Source organism: Kocuria aegyptia, assembly GCF_039530085.1.
Classification (GTDB): domain Bacteria; phylum Actinomycetota; class Actinomycetes; order Actinomycetales; family Micrococcaceae; genus Kocuria; species Kocuria aegyptia.
The window spans coordinates 193,501-206,533 of record NZ_BAAAOA010000010.1 but is presented as its reverse complement, the minus strand read 5'-3'; the positions used below and the strand labels follow the sequence as shown (position 1 = coordinate 206,533).

The following is a 13,033-nucleotide window of genomic DNA, read 5'->3' as shown; positions in this document are numbered from 1 at the left end:
CTGAGCACTTCGGGCTGTGGCGCAGCTTGGTAGCGCACTTGACTGGGGGTCAAGGGGTCGCAGGTTCAAATCCTGTCAGCCCGACGATTCGAGGCCGGTGGACCGCGGGAACGCGGACCACCGGCCTTCTTTCGTCGCTGCCTCCTCCTGGCCGCCGGCCTCCGAGCCGCTGTCCCCGGCGGGCCTACCGCCGGGCCCGGGCCGCCGACTCGCGCAGCCGGTCGAGGTCGAGGTCCGGCCGGCCGCCGGCGGTGCCGACCACCTCGGCCGCCGCCGCCGCGGCCCACCAGGCCGCGGACTCCGGGCTCTCGCCGCGGAGCAGCGCGACGGTGAGCGCGGCGACGAACGCGTCGCCGGCCCCGGTGGGGTCCACGGGGTCCTCGCCCAGGTGGGGCAGGACGACGTGCCCGCCCGGCCAGGCCACCACGTCGCCCTCCCCGGTCCCCAGGGCCGCGACGCGCGGGCCCTGCTCGAGCAGCGACTCCGCGGCCCGCACCGTCCCCGGCACGTCCTGCGGCGCCCAGCCGACCAGCGCCTCGGCCTCGGCGGTGTCGGCGCGCACCACGTCGGCGGCGCTCAGCACCTGACGGCGCACCGCGCCGTCCGCCGGGGCGCCGTCGGCCACCGTCAGCGCACCCCCCGCGGAGGCGGCCGCCAGGGCCTCCGCCACGGCTGGTCCCGGCTGCTGCAGCTGGACCAGGACCGCGTCCGCCGAGCGCAGCAGGCCCCGGCCGGCGCGGACGTCCTCGGCGCCGAGCAGCATCCGGGCGTCCACGTCCTCCAGCAGCCGGCGGACCCCGCGCGGCCCCACGAGGTCCACGAGCAGGGCGGTCGGGGCTCCGGGGCGGCGCACCACGGCGCCGACGTCGATCCCGTCGCCCGCGGCCTGCGCGAGCACCTCCGTCCCGGCGGAGTCGGTGCCCACGACCCCCACGAGGCCGACCTCCGCGCCGAGCTGACGGCACGCCACGGCCTGGTTCGCGCCCTTGCCGCCGAGCAGCTCCTGGCGGGCGAGCACGTCGGCCGAGCCCCCCGCCCCGGGCAGCTCCTCGACGGTCAGCACCAGGTCCCGTCCCACCTGACCGACCACGACGACACCGGACATCCGGCACTCCTTCCTCCGAGGGGTTCCGCTCGCGAGCCTAGAGCACTCCGGCCCCGGGACCGACGGCGGCCGTGCGGCCCCGGACGGCCCCGGGCGGTCCCGGGCGGGAGCGGGGCCCGCCGCGGACCGCGGCGCATACACTGCACGGGACGTCGAGTGCTCCGGTCACCGGGGCCGACCACGAAGGAGCGCCGGAGTTGAACGACCTGCACACCCTGCCCAAGGCAGAGCTGCACCTGCACATCGAGGGCACCCTCGAGCCCGAGCTCGCCTTCGAGCTCGCCGCCAAGAACGGGGTGGTGCTGCCCCACGAATCCGTCGAGGAGCTCCGGCGCCAGTACGACTTCGAGGACCTCTCCTCGTTCCTCGCCCTGTACTACGCCACGATGGCGGTGCTGCGCGACGCCTCCGACTTCGAGAGGCTGACCCGGGCCTACCTCGAGCGGGCGGCCGCGCAGGGCCTGCGGCACGTCGACGTCTTCTTCGACCCCCAGGCGCACACCGTCCGGGGAGTGGCGCTCGGGACGGTGATCGACGGCATCCGCGCGGCCCTCGACGCCGCCCGTGCCGAGCTCGGCCTGACCAGCACGCTGCTGCTGTGCTTCCTCCGGGACCGCCCGGCCGCCGAGGCCGGGCAGCTCTTCGACTCCCTCGGGGAGCAGCTGCCGCGCATCGACGGGATCGGCCTCGACTCGGCCGAGGTCGGCCATCCGCCGGCCCTCTTCGAGGAGGTGTACGCGCGGGCACGGGCGGCCGGGCTGCACGTCGTCGCCCACGCGGGGGAGGAGGCCGGGCCCGAGTACGTCCGGGAGGCCCTGGACGTGCTGCGCGTGGAGCGGGTGGACCACGGCATCCAGTGCCTGCAGGACCCCGAGCTCGTGGACCGCCTCGTCGCGGAGCAGGTGCCGCTGACCGTGTGCCCGCTGTCCAACGTGCGGCTGCGCGTGGTCGACACGCTCGCCGACCACCCCGTCCTGGACATGCTCGAGCGGGGACTGCTGGTCACGGTGAACTCGGACGACCCGGCCTACTTCGGCGGCTACGTGGGGGACGTCTTCCAGGGCCTGCGCGACGCGCTGGGCCTCACCGACGAGCAGGCGGCCGCCCTGGCCCGCAACTCGGTGGACGCGTCCTTCGCCGGGACGGAGCGCCGGCGGGAGATCCACGCCGAGATCACCGAGTGGGAGGGGCGCCGGGCGCCCGGCCGGACGGGCTCCGCGCGCCCGGGCCCCCGGTGAGGCCTGTGCCATAATCGAGCCGACCGCACCCGCCGGACCAGGAGTGACCCATGAGCAACGTCCCCGCCGACCTGTCCTACACGGCCGAGCACGAGTGGATCGCGGGCCCCGGCGCCGACGGCGCGGTGCGCGTGGGGATCACCGATCACGCCCAGAGCGAGCTGGGCGACGTCGTGTTCGTCCAGCTGCCCGAGGTGGGGGAGCAGGTCGAGGCCGGAGCGGCCGTGGGCGAGATCGAGTCCACCAAGTCGGTGAGCGACATCTTCGCCCCCGTCTCCGGGGAGGTCACCGCGGTCAACGAGGCGCTCGAGGACGAGCCCGGGACCGTGAACTCCGCCCCGTACGCGGAGGGCTGGCTGTTCGAGGTCCGTCCCGCCGGCGAGGACTACCGGTCCGGCCTGCTCGACGCCGAGGGCTACGCCGCCCAGCTCGACTGATCCGCGCAGGGGCCCGGACCGCGGGCGCCGGGACGTGTCCCGGCCGCCCCTCCGTGTCTCCACCACCCGGTACACTGAACAGCAACCGGGTGGCTGCGGCCGGTCGCCCGGAAACCGCCGGGACAGGAGGTCGCGGGGTAGGGGTCCCACAGGATCCGTCCACCAGCACGTCACCAGTCGAGGGAAGAGATGTCCAGAACCCAGAACGGCTCGAACGCACCCCAGGGGGAGCCGGAGACCACGTCGATCCAGATCGTGGCCGAGGTCCTCTCGCACGCAGCTTCCCACAAGCTCTCCCCCGAGGAGAGCTCCGCGGTCTCAGCGCTCCCGCCGCGCAGCGCCCTGCTGGTCGCCCACGACAGCGGAGGCACCGGGTCGCGGTTCCTCCTGGACCGGGACGAGGTCCCCGCCGGCCGCCACCCGTCCTCCGAGATCTTCCTGGACGACGTCACCGTCTCGCGCCGGCACGCCAGGTTCGTCCGCCGCGGCGACTCCTTCGACATCATCGACGCCGGCTCCCTGAACGGCACCTACGTCAACGGTGACCGTGTGGACAGCGCGCAGCTCGACAACGGCGACGAGGTCCAGATCGGGAAGTTCCGGTTCACGTTCTACCGTTCGCTGCGCCCGCAGTCGGAGCAGTAGAAGGGAGCCATGACCGACCCCGCGGAGACCGATCCCCACCGGGACGACGTCCAGCACGAGCCCCGGGTGGGCATCAGCGCCGTGCTCAAGGAGCTCGGCGCGGACCACCCCGGCATCACCGCCTCGAAGCTGCGCTTCCTGGAGGACAAGGGCCTGGTCCATCCGGCGCGCACCGCGTCCGGCTACCGCAAGTTCTCGCGCGCCGACGTGGACCGGCTGCGCCGGATCCTGGAGCTGCAGCGCGACCGCTACCTGCCGCTGAAGGTGATCCGGGAGCGCCTGGACGCCGACGAGGACGCCCGGGCCGAGGACGCCCGGCGCGCCGCCGAGGCCGCCGACCCCGTCACCGCCCCGCTGCCGGTCGTCAGCGTGCCGCGCACCTACAGTCTGCGCGAGCTCGCCGCCCGCACCGGCGCCGGCATCCCGCTCGTCCGCGAGCTCGTGAGCTACGGGCTGATCCGGGAGCAGAACGGCGCCTTCGACGACCACGCCCTCGCCATCACCCGGGCCGCCCTCGCGCTGACGGCCCACGGCCTGGAACCGCGGCACCTGCGCCCCTTCAAGGCCGCCGCCGACCGCGAGCTGGGCCTGGTGGAGCGGGCCGTGGCGCCCCTGACCTCCCGCCGGGACGCCGCCTCGAGGGCCCGGGCCGTGGAGCGCGCCCAGGAGATCTCGGGACTGTGCCTCACCATCCACACCTCGCTCGTGCGGTCGGAGATCGCCGCGCTCCAGGAGCGCGCCACGGTGGAGGGCTGAGATGGCCGTGCAGCAGGTCCTGATGGAGATCGCGGGCGTCCGCATGGACGTGCCGTCGGCGCAGCCCGTCGTCGTGCTCCGCGAGGTCGAGGGCGGACGGCACCTGCCGATCTGGATCGGCACGAACGAGGCGACGTCCATCGTCTTCGCCGTCCAGGGGATCGAGCCGCCCCGGCCCCTGACGCACGACCTCGTGCTGTCGGTGGCCACCGCGTTCGGCCGCACCCTCACCCGGGTGCGCATCCACACGGTCGAGGAGGGCGTCTTCCACGCCGCGCTCGAGTTCTCGGACGGGACGGTGGTCGACTCCCGCGCCTCGGACGCGATCGCCCTGGCGGCCCGCACCGACTGCCCCATCCTGTGCACCGAGACCGTCCTCGACGAGGCCGGTCTCGTGATGAGCGGGGACGGGGAGCTGCGAGAGCCGTCCCCCCGCGCCGGCGAGGAGGAGCAGCAGCTGCCGCCGGAGACGCAGGTCGAGCAGTTCCGCGACTTCCTCGACAACGTCGACCCCGAGGACTTCTGAGCCGGTCCCGGCCGCCCGACACGGGGACCGGGCGGCTGATGTCTTTGACCCCGTCCCCGGGGAGGTCTACCGTCGAAGCTGTACTCGAGGTGTTCCCGGGGGGATCCGGACGTCTCTGCGAGACCATCCACTCCCGGCGCCGCGAGGACCGGGTCCACGAGCGAGGAGGCGGCGTGAGCGACCGCGAGCAGCCCGGCGGCACGGCGGGGACCGGCAGCCCTCCGGCGCACGGCACCCAGGGCGTCCTCTTCGACGACTCCGTGGTCCGGGACGAGTCCGTGGGCTACCGGGGACCCACCGCGTGCAAGGCCGCGGGCATCACCTACCGGCAGCTCGACTACTGGGCGCGGACGGGGCTCGTGGAGCCCACCGTGCGCGGCGCCTCCGGGTCCGGCACGCAGCGCCTCTACAGCTTCCGGGACATCCTGGTCCTCAAGATCGTCAAGCGGCTCCTGGACACCGGCGTCTCCCTGCAGCAGATCCGCACCGCAGTGGGGGCCCTGCGCGCCCAGGGCGTCGAGGACCTGGCCCAGCTCACCATGATGAGCGACGGCGCGAGCGTCTACGCGTGCACGTCCCCCCACGAGGTCATCGACCTGGTGCAGGGCGGGCAGGGCGTCTTCGGCATCGCCGTGGGCCGGGTGTGGCGCGAGGTCGAGGGAACCCTCGCGGCGCTGCCCGGCGAGCACACCGGACCCGTCCGCGCCCCCGTCCAGGAGCCCCTGCCCGACGACGAGCTCTCCGCCCGCCGGGCCCGCCGGCAGAACGCGGGCTGACCCGGCCGGCTCAGGACGGGCCGTCGAGCAGGCCCCGCAGGATGGCCGTGTACCGCCCGGAGGCGTCCTGGGCCTCCGCGCCCGGCCAGCGGTGGATCGGCCAGGCCGCCCCCTGCGCCTGCTGCCAGACGGGAAGGTCCGGGATCACCGGGCTGACCAGCAGCGGCCCGAACAGCTCCTGCAGCTCGCCCAGGCGGTGACGGTGCTCCACCGACGAGTGCTGGACCTTGTTGACCACCACGCCGGCCGCGGGCACGGCCCACGTGCGGCTCTGCTCGAACTGGGCGATCGCCGTCATCGTGCGCTTGGTGCCCGCGACCGAGAACAGCGAGGGCTCCGCCACCGAGAGCACCTTGTCGCTGGCGGCCCACGCGGTGCGGGTCAGGGCGCTCAGGGTGGGCGGGCAGTCGACCAGCACCAGGTCGTAGCCCCTGGCGTCGGAGAGCGCCCGCTCCAGCCGGCCGAGGTCCTTGTCCCGGTACTCGGAGCGGTCGAGGTGGGACGAGCGGGCCGAGCCCGGGGCGACGTCGAGGGCGTGCGTGTCCAGGCCGTCCCGCACGGCCCAGGACGAGGCCACGACCACGCGCTCGAGCGATCCCCGGCGGGGCCTGCGCAGCACTTCTCCGATGTCGTGACCGCGCTCCGGATGCACCCCCAGCCCGGTCGTGGCGTCGGCGTGCGGGTCGAGGTCCACCACCAGCGTGGGCACTCCCGCGTGCAGGGCCGCCGAGGCGATCCCCAGGGTCACGGAGGACTTGCCGACACCGCCCTTGAGGCTGCTGACGCTGACGATCTGCACGGAGGGGACACCCTTCGTTCGCGGGGAAACGGGAGGAGCGGCTCCTCGGGTCCGGGATCGGGGGCCGCGGCGAGGAGACGGCTGCGCCCATCGTAGCCGGGAGCGCGAGCTGCGCCCCGGCGCGGCGCGGAGCCCCCGGCGGACGGCCCGCGGTCCCGCGCCGCACCGGTGCCCGCCGACCATGACGTCACTCTGTGACAGTGGTCACAGTCTGCCCCCGGGTGGCGTGGTTCACTGGTCAGGAGCGCCCGCGGACGGCGATGCTGACCGTGGGCGCGACCTCGCACGACCTTCGACGAATGAGTGCCCGGGCGTCCGCCGGACGGCCCGGGCACGGAACGGGTGTTGATGTTCTCCAAGATCCTGGTGGCCAATCGCGGCGAGATCGCGATCCGTGCTTTCCGTGCCGCGTACGAGCTCGGGGCCAAGACGGTGGCGGTGTTCCCGTACGAGGACCGCAACTCGATCCACCGGCAGAAGGCCGACGAGGCGTACCGGATCGGGGAGGAGGGCCATCCCGTGCGCGCCTACCTGGACGTGGCGGAGATCATCCGGGTGGCCAAGGAGTCCGGGGCGGACGCGATCTACCCCGGCTACGGATTCCTGTCCGAGAACCCCGAGCTGGCCCGGGCCGCGGCGCGCGAAGGGATCACCTTCGTCGGCCCCAGGGCCGAGATCCTCGAGCTGGCCGGGAACAAGGTCGCGGCGCTGAAGGCCGCGAAGCGGGCGGGAATCCCGACGCTGGCCTCCACGGAGCCCTCCGCGGACCCCGAGGCGCTGCTCGAGCAGGCGGCGGGGATCGGGTTCCCCATCTTCGTCAAGGCGGTGGCCGGTGGCGGGGGCCGCGGCATGCGCCGGGTGGAGACCCCCGAGGCGCTGCCCGAGGCGCTGGCCGCGGCGATGCGCGAGGCCGACACCGCGTTCGGGGACCCCACGGTCTTCCTGGAGCAGGCCGTGCTGCGCCCCCGCCACATCGAGGTGCAGATCCTCGCCGACAACGACGGCGGCATGGTGCACCTGTTCGAGCGCGACTGCTCCCTGCAGCGCCGCCACCAGAAGGTCGTGGAGATCGCCCCCGCCCCGAACCTGGACGACGGCATCCGCCAGGCGCTGCACCGCGACGCGGTGAAGTTCGCGAAGGAACTGGGCTACGTCAACGCCGGCACGGTCGAGTTCCTGGTGGACACCGCCGGGGAGCGGGCCGGGCAGCACGTGTTCATCGAGATGAACCCGCGCATCCAGGTCGAGCACACCGTGACCGAGGAGATCACCGACGTCGACCTCGTGCAGTCCCAGCTGCGCATCGCCGCCGGGGAGACCCTGACGGACCTGGGGATCGCCCAGGAGGACCTGCGCGTGCGGGGTGCGGCCCTGCAGTGCCGGATCACCACCGAGGACCCGGCCAACGGGTTCCGCCCCGACGTCGGGAAGATCTCCGCCTACCGTTCCGCCGGCGGGGCCGGGGTCCGCCTGGACGGGGGCACCGTCTACGCCGGTGCCGAGATCTCCCCGCACTTCGACTCCATGCTGGTGAAGCTCACCTGCCGGGGCCGCGACTACGCCACGGCCGTGCACCGATCCCAGCGCGCCCTGGCCGAGTTCCGCATCCGCGGGGTCGCCACCAACATCCAGTTCCTGCAGGCCGTGCTGGCCGACCCGGAGTTCCTGGCCGGCAACGTGGCCACCGACTTCATCGAGCGCCGCCCCGAGCTGCTCGAGGCCCGCACCTCGGGCGACCGGGCCACGAAGGCGTTGACCTGGCTGGCCGAGGTCACGGTCAACCGGCCCAACGGGGAGCGGGTGGAGGGCATCGACCCGCGCACCAAGCTGCCCCGCTACCCCGGGGACAAGCAGGACGAGCCCTTCCGCTCGCCCTTCGACGGGCCCTCCGAGCACACCCCGCCGGACGGATGGCGGCAGCGCCTGCAGGAGCTGGGGCCCGAGGGCTTCGCGGCCGCCCTGCGCGAGCAGCAGGCGGTGGCGGTGACGTCCACGACGTTCCGGGACGCCCACCAGTCCCTGCTGGCCACCAGGGTGCGCACCCGCGACCTGCTCGCCGCGGCACCGGCCTACGCCCACACCCTGCCGCAGCTGCTGTCGGTGGAGGCGTGGGGCGGGGCGACCTACGACGTGGCCCTGCGCTTCCTCGGCGAGGACCCGTGGGAACGACTGCGGCTGCTGCGCGAGGCGATGCCCAACATCCCGATCCAGATGCTGCTGCGCGGGCGCAACACCGTGGGCTACACCCCGTACCCGACCGAGGTGACGGACGCGTTCGTGGCCGAGGCCGCGGCGACCGGGGTGGACATCTTCCGGATCTTCGACGCCCTCAACGACGTCGAGCAGATGCGCCCGGCCATCGAGGCCGTCCGGGCGACCGGGACCGCGGTGGCGGAGGTCGCGCTGTGCTACACCGGGGACCTGCTGGACCCGGCCGAGGACCTCTACACCCTCGACTACTACCTCGACCTCGCCCAGCAGTGCGTCGACGCCGGCGCGCACGTGCTCGCGATCAAGGACATGGCCGGGCTGCTGCGGCCCGCCGCGGCGGCGAGGCTGGTGACCGCCCTGCGGGAGCGCTTCGAGCTGCCCGTGCACCTGCACACCCACGACACCGCCGGCGGTCAGCTGGCGACCCTGATGGCCGCGATCGACGCCGGGGTGGACGCCGTGGACGTGGCCGAGGCCTCGATGGCCGGCACCACCTCCCAGGTGCCCGCCTCGGCGCTGATCGCCGCCCTGGCCCACACCGACCGCGACACCGGCATCCCCCTGGAGGCGGCCACCGCACTGGAGCCCTACTGGGAGGTCATCCGGCGGATGTACGCCCCGTTCGAGTCCGGGCTCACCGCTCCGACCGGGCGGGTGTACCGGCACGAGATCCCGGGCGGGCAGCTGTCGAACCTGCGCCAGCAGGCCATCGCCCTGGGTCTGGGCGAGCGGTTCGAGGCCATCGAGGACATGTACACCGCCGCCAACGCCATGCTCGGGCGCCTGGTGAAGGTCACGCCCTCCTCGAAGGTCGTCGGCGATCTCGCCCTGCAGCTGGTGGGCATGGGCGTGGACCCGGCCGAGTTCGAGGCGAACCCGCAGAAGTTCGACCTCCCGGACTCGGTGGTCAGCTTCCTCGCAGGAGAGCTGGGCACACCCCCCGGCGGGTGGCCCGAGCCGTTCCGCTCCAAGGCCCTCGAGGGGCGCACCGTGAAGGTCGGGATCACCGAACTGGCCCCGGAGGACGCGCAGGCCCTGGCCGGGGACCCGGCGACCCGGCGGGCGACCCTGAACCGGCTGCTGTTCGCCGGGCCCACCCGGGACTACGAGGCCAGCCGGGCCAAGTACGGGGAGCTGGCGCTGCTGCACACCCGGGACTTCCTCTACGGGCTGACCTCCGAGCACGAGCACGTCATCTCCCTGGGCAAGGGGGTACGGCTGCTGGTGACCCTGCAGGCCATCTCGGAGCCGGACGACAAGGGGATGCGCACCGTGATGGTCACGCTCAACGGCCAGCCCCGCATGATCGAGGTCCGCGACACCTCGATCTCCTCCTCGGTGCCGGAGACCGAGAAGGCCGACCCGTCCGACCCGGGCCACGTCGCCGCTCCGTTCGCCGGGGCCGTGACCGTGACCGTGAACGAGGGCGACACCGTGGAGGCCGGGGGACAGGTGGCCACCATCGAGGCCATGAAGATGGAGGCCTCCATCACCGCCCCCACGGGAGGGACCGTCCGGCGGGTGGCGCTTACCGGCGTCACCCAGGTCTCCGGCGGCGACCTCCTCCTGGCGCTCGACACGGCCGGCTGAGCCGGCCGGACCCCTGCCGGGCGGGCCTGCCGTGGACGGCCCGCCCGGCTCAGGCCGACCACACCGCGCGGAACTTCCCGCTGGGGTCCTGGCGGGGCGGTTCGACGGAGTGCTCGACGCCGACCGCGCCCAAGCCCTGTGTCGCGAGGTAGGCCCGCACGCGGGTGTCCACGGCCGTGCGCAAGCGCACCGGATCGGCGCCGGGCTCCGGCTCCAGCCGTAGGACCAGCGTGTCGGGGGCGGTCCGCACCGCCTGGAACCGCCGGACCCCGGGGGTCTCCTCGACGACCGTGCCCAGGGCGAGAGGCAGGATCGGCACCGTCCGCCCGCCGCCGGCGGCGAAGCGGAGGACGTCGCCGGCGCGCCCCTCGACCCGCACCGCCGGCAGCGGGCTGCCGCACGGGCACGGGCGGGCCGCGACCTCGACGCGGTCCCCGAGGTCGTAGCGGATGAGGGGCTGCACGCGGTTGGCGAGGTTGGTCACCAGCACGGTGGCCGAGGTGGTGCCCGGCGGTACCGGGCGGCCCGCCTCGTCCACCGGCTCGAGCAGATACCGGTCGGCGTTCACGTGCAGTACGCCCCGGTGGCACTGCACGGCCAGTCCCGGCACCTCGGAGGCCGCGTACTCGTCGAGGACGGGGCAGCCGAAGGCAGCGCGGATCCGGGTGCGGGCGGCGGGGGCGAGCGTCTCCCCACCGACGGCGACCAGTGCCGGGGCGATCCGCAGCCGCCCGTCGCGCTGCTCCGCGGCGAGCAGCGCGACGGCGCTCGGGTAGCCCACGAGCACGGTGGGGCGGAAGTCGTCGAGCTCCGCCACGAGCTCTGGGAGGGGGCGCAGGACCGAGAGCACGCGCAGCCGGTCGCCCCGGAGCAGGCTCCGCCGCAGGTCCTCGGCGGCGGTGAGTGCCGCGAAGTGCCCGCCCGTGGCCAGCAGGGCGGCCACGCGCACGCCGTGACGGGCCACGGGTCCCACCACGCCGGGGCGCAGCACCGTGCGTCGTGCCCGGACGCCCAGCACGGCGCCGGCGACCGTCCACGAGAGGGGGTCGTGCACCAGCACCGCGGGGTCCCCGCCGGTCCCAGAGCTCGTGAGCACGCGGTACCGGCCGAGGTATCGGGTGCCCACCAGAGCGGGGTCGGCCAGGACGTCGCGGCGGACGGCCGCGAGGGTGATCCCAGGGTCCGTCACCCACTGGTCGAAGTGCTCCATCAGCTGCGGCTTCGCCACCGGCGGCAGCGGCCCCGGGACGGTCACCTCCGGTGGCAGCCCGCGGTAGAGCCGGCGGTAGTAGGGCGACGCCCGCCGGGCGTGCCGCACCAGCGCGGCCAGCCGAGTCCGTTGCCGGCGGGCGATCGCCGCCGTGCCGGCGTGCTCGGCCCACCAGGCGTCCCACCCGGCCGCGGCCGCCGCGGATCCCGTCATCGCACCCCCGTGTCCGTGTCCGTGGGCCCAGGGTAGGCTCCGCCCGGCGGATCCGCGAGACCCGCATAGGATGGGCGCCATGCGGACATTCGACCTCATCATCATCGGCTCCGGCTCGGGCAACTCCATCCTCAGCGAGGACTACGAGGGCCTGGACGTCGCCATCGTCGACGGCGGGACCTTCGGCGGCACCTGCCTGAACGTGGGATGCATCCCGACGAAGATGTACGCGTACCCGGCGAGCGTGGCCCGCCGCGCCCACGAGGCCGAACGGCTGGGCCTCGACGTCACCGTGGACGGGGTGCGCTGGCGGGAGATGCGGGACCGGATCTTCGGGCGGATCGACGCCATCTCCCACGGCGGGCTCGAGTACCGCCGGACGCTGCCGCACGTGACGGTCTACGCGGAGCACGTGCGCTTCACCGCTCCGCGGACCCTGCGCACGGCGTCGGGGGAGGACATCACGGCCGATCAGATCGTGGTGGCGTCCGGCTCCCGTCCGGTGCGGCCGGAGATCCCCGGGATCGACCTGCCCCAGGTGCACACCTCGGACACGGTGATGCGCATCGACGAGCTGCCCCGCCGCGTGGTGGTGGTGGGCGGCGGCTACATCGGCGCCGAGTTCGCCCACGTCTTCTCCAGCCTGGGCGCGCGGGTGACCCAGGTCAACCGCTCCCACCGGATCCTGCGCTACCACGACCCGGAGATCGCCGAGCGGTTCGCGCGCGAGGCGTCCCGGCAGTGGAAGCTCGAGACGGGCTGGTCGCTGAGCGAGGTCGAGCCGTGGGACGGCGACGAGTGCGCCGTGATGGCCACCTTCCACGACCCGCAGGACCCGGAGCTCGTCCTGCGCCTGCCCGCGGACGTGGTGCTCGTGGCCACCGGGCGGCAGCCGAACACCGACGTGCTCGACGCCCGGGCGGGCGGCCTGGACGTGCGGGAGGACGGCCTGCTGGCCGTGGACGAGTACCAGCGCGCGCTGTCCGGGGGCCGTCCGGTCGAGGGCGTGTGGGCGCTCGGCGACATCAGCTCGCCCTACCAGCTCAAGCACGTCGCCAACGCCGAGGCCCGCGCGGTGCAGCACAACCTCCTGCACCCCGGCGACCTCCGGGCCACCGACCACCGGTTCGTGCCCTCCGCCGTGTTCACCAGCCCGCAGATCGCCTCCGTCGGCATGACCCAGGAGGAGGCCGAGCAGTGGGCGGTCGAGCAGGGCAGCGAGATCACCGTCAAGGTGCAGGACTACGGGGCCACGGCCTACGGGTGGGCCATGGAGGACCGCACGGGCCTGTGCAAGCTGATCGCCGAGAAGGGCACCGGGCGTCTCCTGGGCGCGCACCTGATCGGCGAGGAGGCGTCCCTGCTCATCCAGCCCCTCGTGCAGGCGATGTCCTTCGGCCTCGACGCCCACACGATGGCCCGCGGCCAGTACTGGATCCACCCCGCCCTGAGCGAGGTCGTCGAGAACGCCCTGCTGGGCCTCGACGTCCCCGAGCACTCGCCGTTGGCCCCAGAGGCCCTCGTCGG

Annotated in this window: 11 protein-coding genes and 1 tRNA gene; 9 read left to right on the top strand and 3 right to left on the bottom strand. The window is 74.1% G+C overall.

The genetic code is table 11. The annotated features are described in order from the left end of the window. Positions 1 to 10 precede the first annotated feature (10 nt). Positions 11 to 84: transfer RNA gene (locus ABD220_RS04800), tRNA-Pro, on the top strand. A gap of 100 nt (positions 85 to 184) precedes the next feature. Here the strand turns inward: ABD220_RS04800 and ABD220_RS04795 are convergent. Continuing rightward, positions 185 to 1,105: a PfkB family carbohydrate kinase gene (locus tag ABD220_RS04795; protein WP_344120278.1), complete on the bottom strand. Its 921-nt coding sequence runs from the start codon at positions 1,103 to 1,105 to the stop codon at positions 185 to 187. Positions 1,106 to 1,302: 197 nt separating this feature from the next. Between ABD220_RS04795 and ABD220_RS04790 the strand changes: the two genes are divergently transcribed. The 6 genes from ABD220_RS04790 (at position 1,303) to ABD220_RS04765 (ending at position 5,483) form a co-directional block, all read left to right on the top strand. Beyond that, positions 1,303 to 2,343, top strand: coding sequence for an adenosine deaminase (locus ABD220_RS04790; RefSeq protein ID WP_344120276.1), 1,041 nt, complete (start codon positions 1,303 to 1,305; stop codon positions 2,341 to 2,343). Between the two features lie 50 nt (positions 2,344 to 2,393). Next, positions 2,394 to 2,780 (top strand): glycine cleavage system protein GcvH, encoded by a 387-nt coding sequence (gcvH, locus tag ABD220_RS04785; protein WP_344120275.1) that lies wholly within the window; start codon positions 2,394 to 2,396, stop codon positions 2,778 to 2,780. A gap of 189 nt (positions 2,781 to 2,969) precedes the next feature. After that, positions 2,970 to 3,425: an FHA domain-containing protein gene (locus ABD220_RS04780; protein ID WP_344120274.1), complete on the top strand. Its 456-nt coding sequence runs from the start codon at positions 2,970 to 2,972 to the stop codon at positions 3,423 to 3,425. Positions 3,426 to 3,434: 9 nt separating this feature from the next. Then, positions 3,435 to 4,181 (top strand): transcriptional regulator FtsR, encoded by a 747-nt coding sequence (ftsR, locus tag ABD220_RS04775; protein WP_344120272.1) that lies wholly within the window; start codon positions 3,435 to 3,437, stop codon positions 4,179 to 4,181. A gap of 1 nt (position 4,182) precedes the next feature. After that, positions 4,183 to 4,707 (top strand): bifunctional nuclease family protein, encoded by a 525-nt coding sequence (locus tag ABD220_RS04770; protein WP_344120270.1) that lies wholly within the window; start codon positions 4,183 to 4,185, stop codon positions 4,705 to 4,707. A gap of 173 nt (positions 4,708 to 4,880) precedes the next feature. Further along, positions 4,881 to 5,483, top strand: a complete 603-nt coding sequence (locus ABD220_RS04765; protein WP_344120269.1) for a MerR family transcriptional regulator — start codon at positions 4,881 to 4,883, stop codon at positions 5,481 to 5,483. Between the two features lie 10 nt (positions 5,484 to 5,493). Here the strand turns inward: ABD220_RS04765 and ABD220_RS04760 are convergent, their stop codons facing one another. Continuing rightward, positions 5,494 to 6,282 carry a ParA family protein gene (locus ABD220_RS04760; protein ID WP_344120268.1) on the bottom strand — a complete coding sequence of 263 codons (789 nt, stop codon included), beginning with the start codon at positions 6,280 to 6,282 and terminating at the stop codon, positions 5,494 to 5,496. 348 nt (positions 6,283 to 6,630) lie between these two features. Here ABD220_RS04760 and ABD220_RS04755 point away from each other — a divergent pair, with 348 nt between their 5' ends. After that, positions 6,631 to 10,083 (top strand): pyruvate carboxylase, encoded by a 3,453-nt coding sequence (locus ABD220_RS04755; RefSeq protein ID WP_344120267.1) that lies wholly within the window; start codon positions 6,631 to 6,633, stop codon positions 10,081 to 10,083. A gap of 49 nt (positions 10,084 to 10,132) precedes the next feature. On the opposite strand, the gene ABD220_RS04750 is transcribed toward ABD220_RS04755, so the two are convergent. After that, positions 10,133 to 11,506, bottom strand: coding sequence for a phenylacetate--CoA ligase family protein (locus tag ABD220_RS04750; RefSeq protein ID WP_344120266.1), 1,374 nt, complete (start codon positions 11,504 to 11,506; stop codon positions 10,133 to 10,135). A 79-nt stretch (positions 11,507 to 11,585) separates the two neighbouring features. Here ABD220_RS04750 and ABD220_RS04745 point away from each other — a divergent pair. Then, the coding region (locus ABD220_RS04745) for a mycothione reductase (protein ID WP_344120264.1) at positions 11,586 to 13,033 on the top strand (1,448 nt) is incomplete at its 3' end.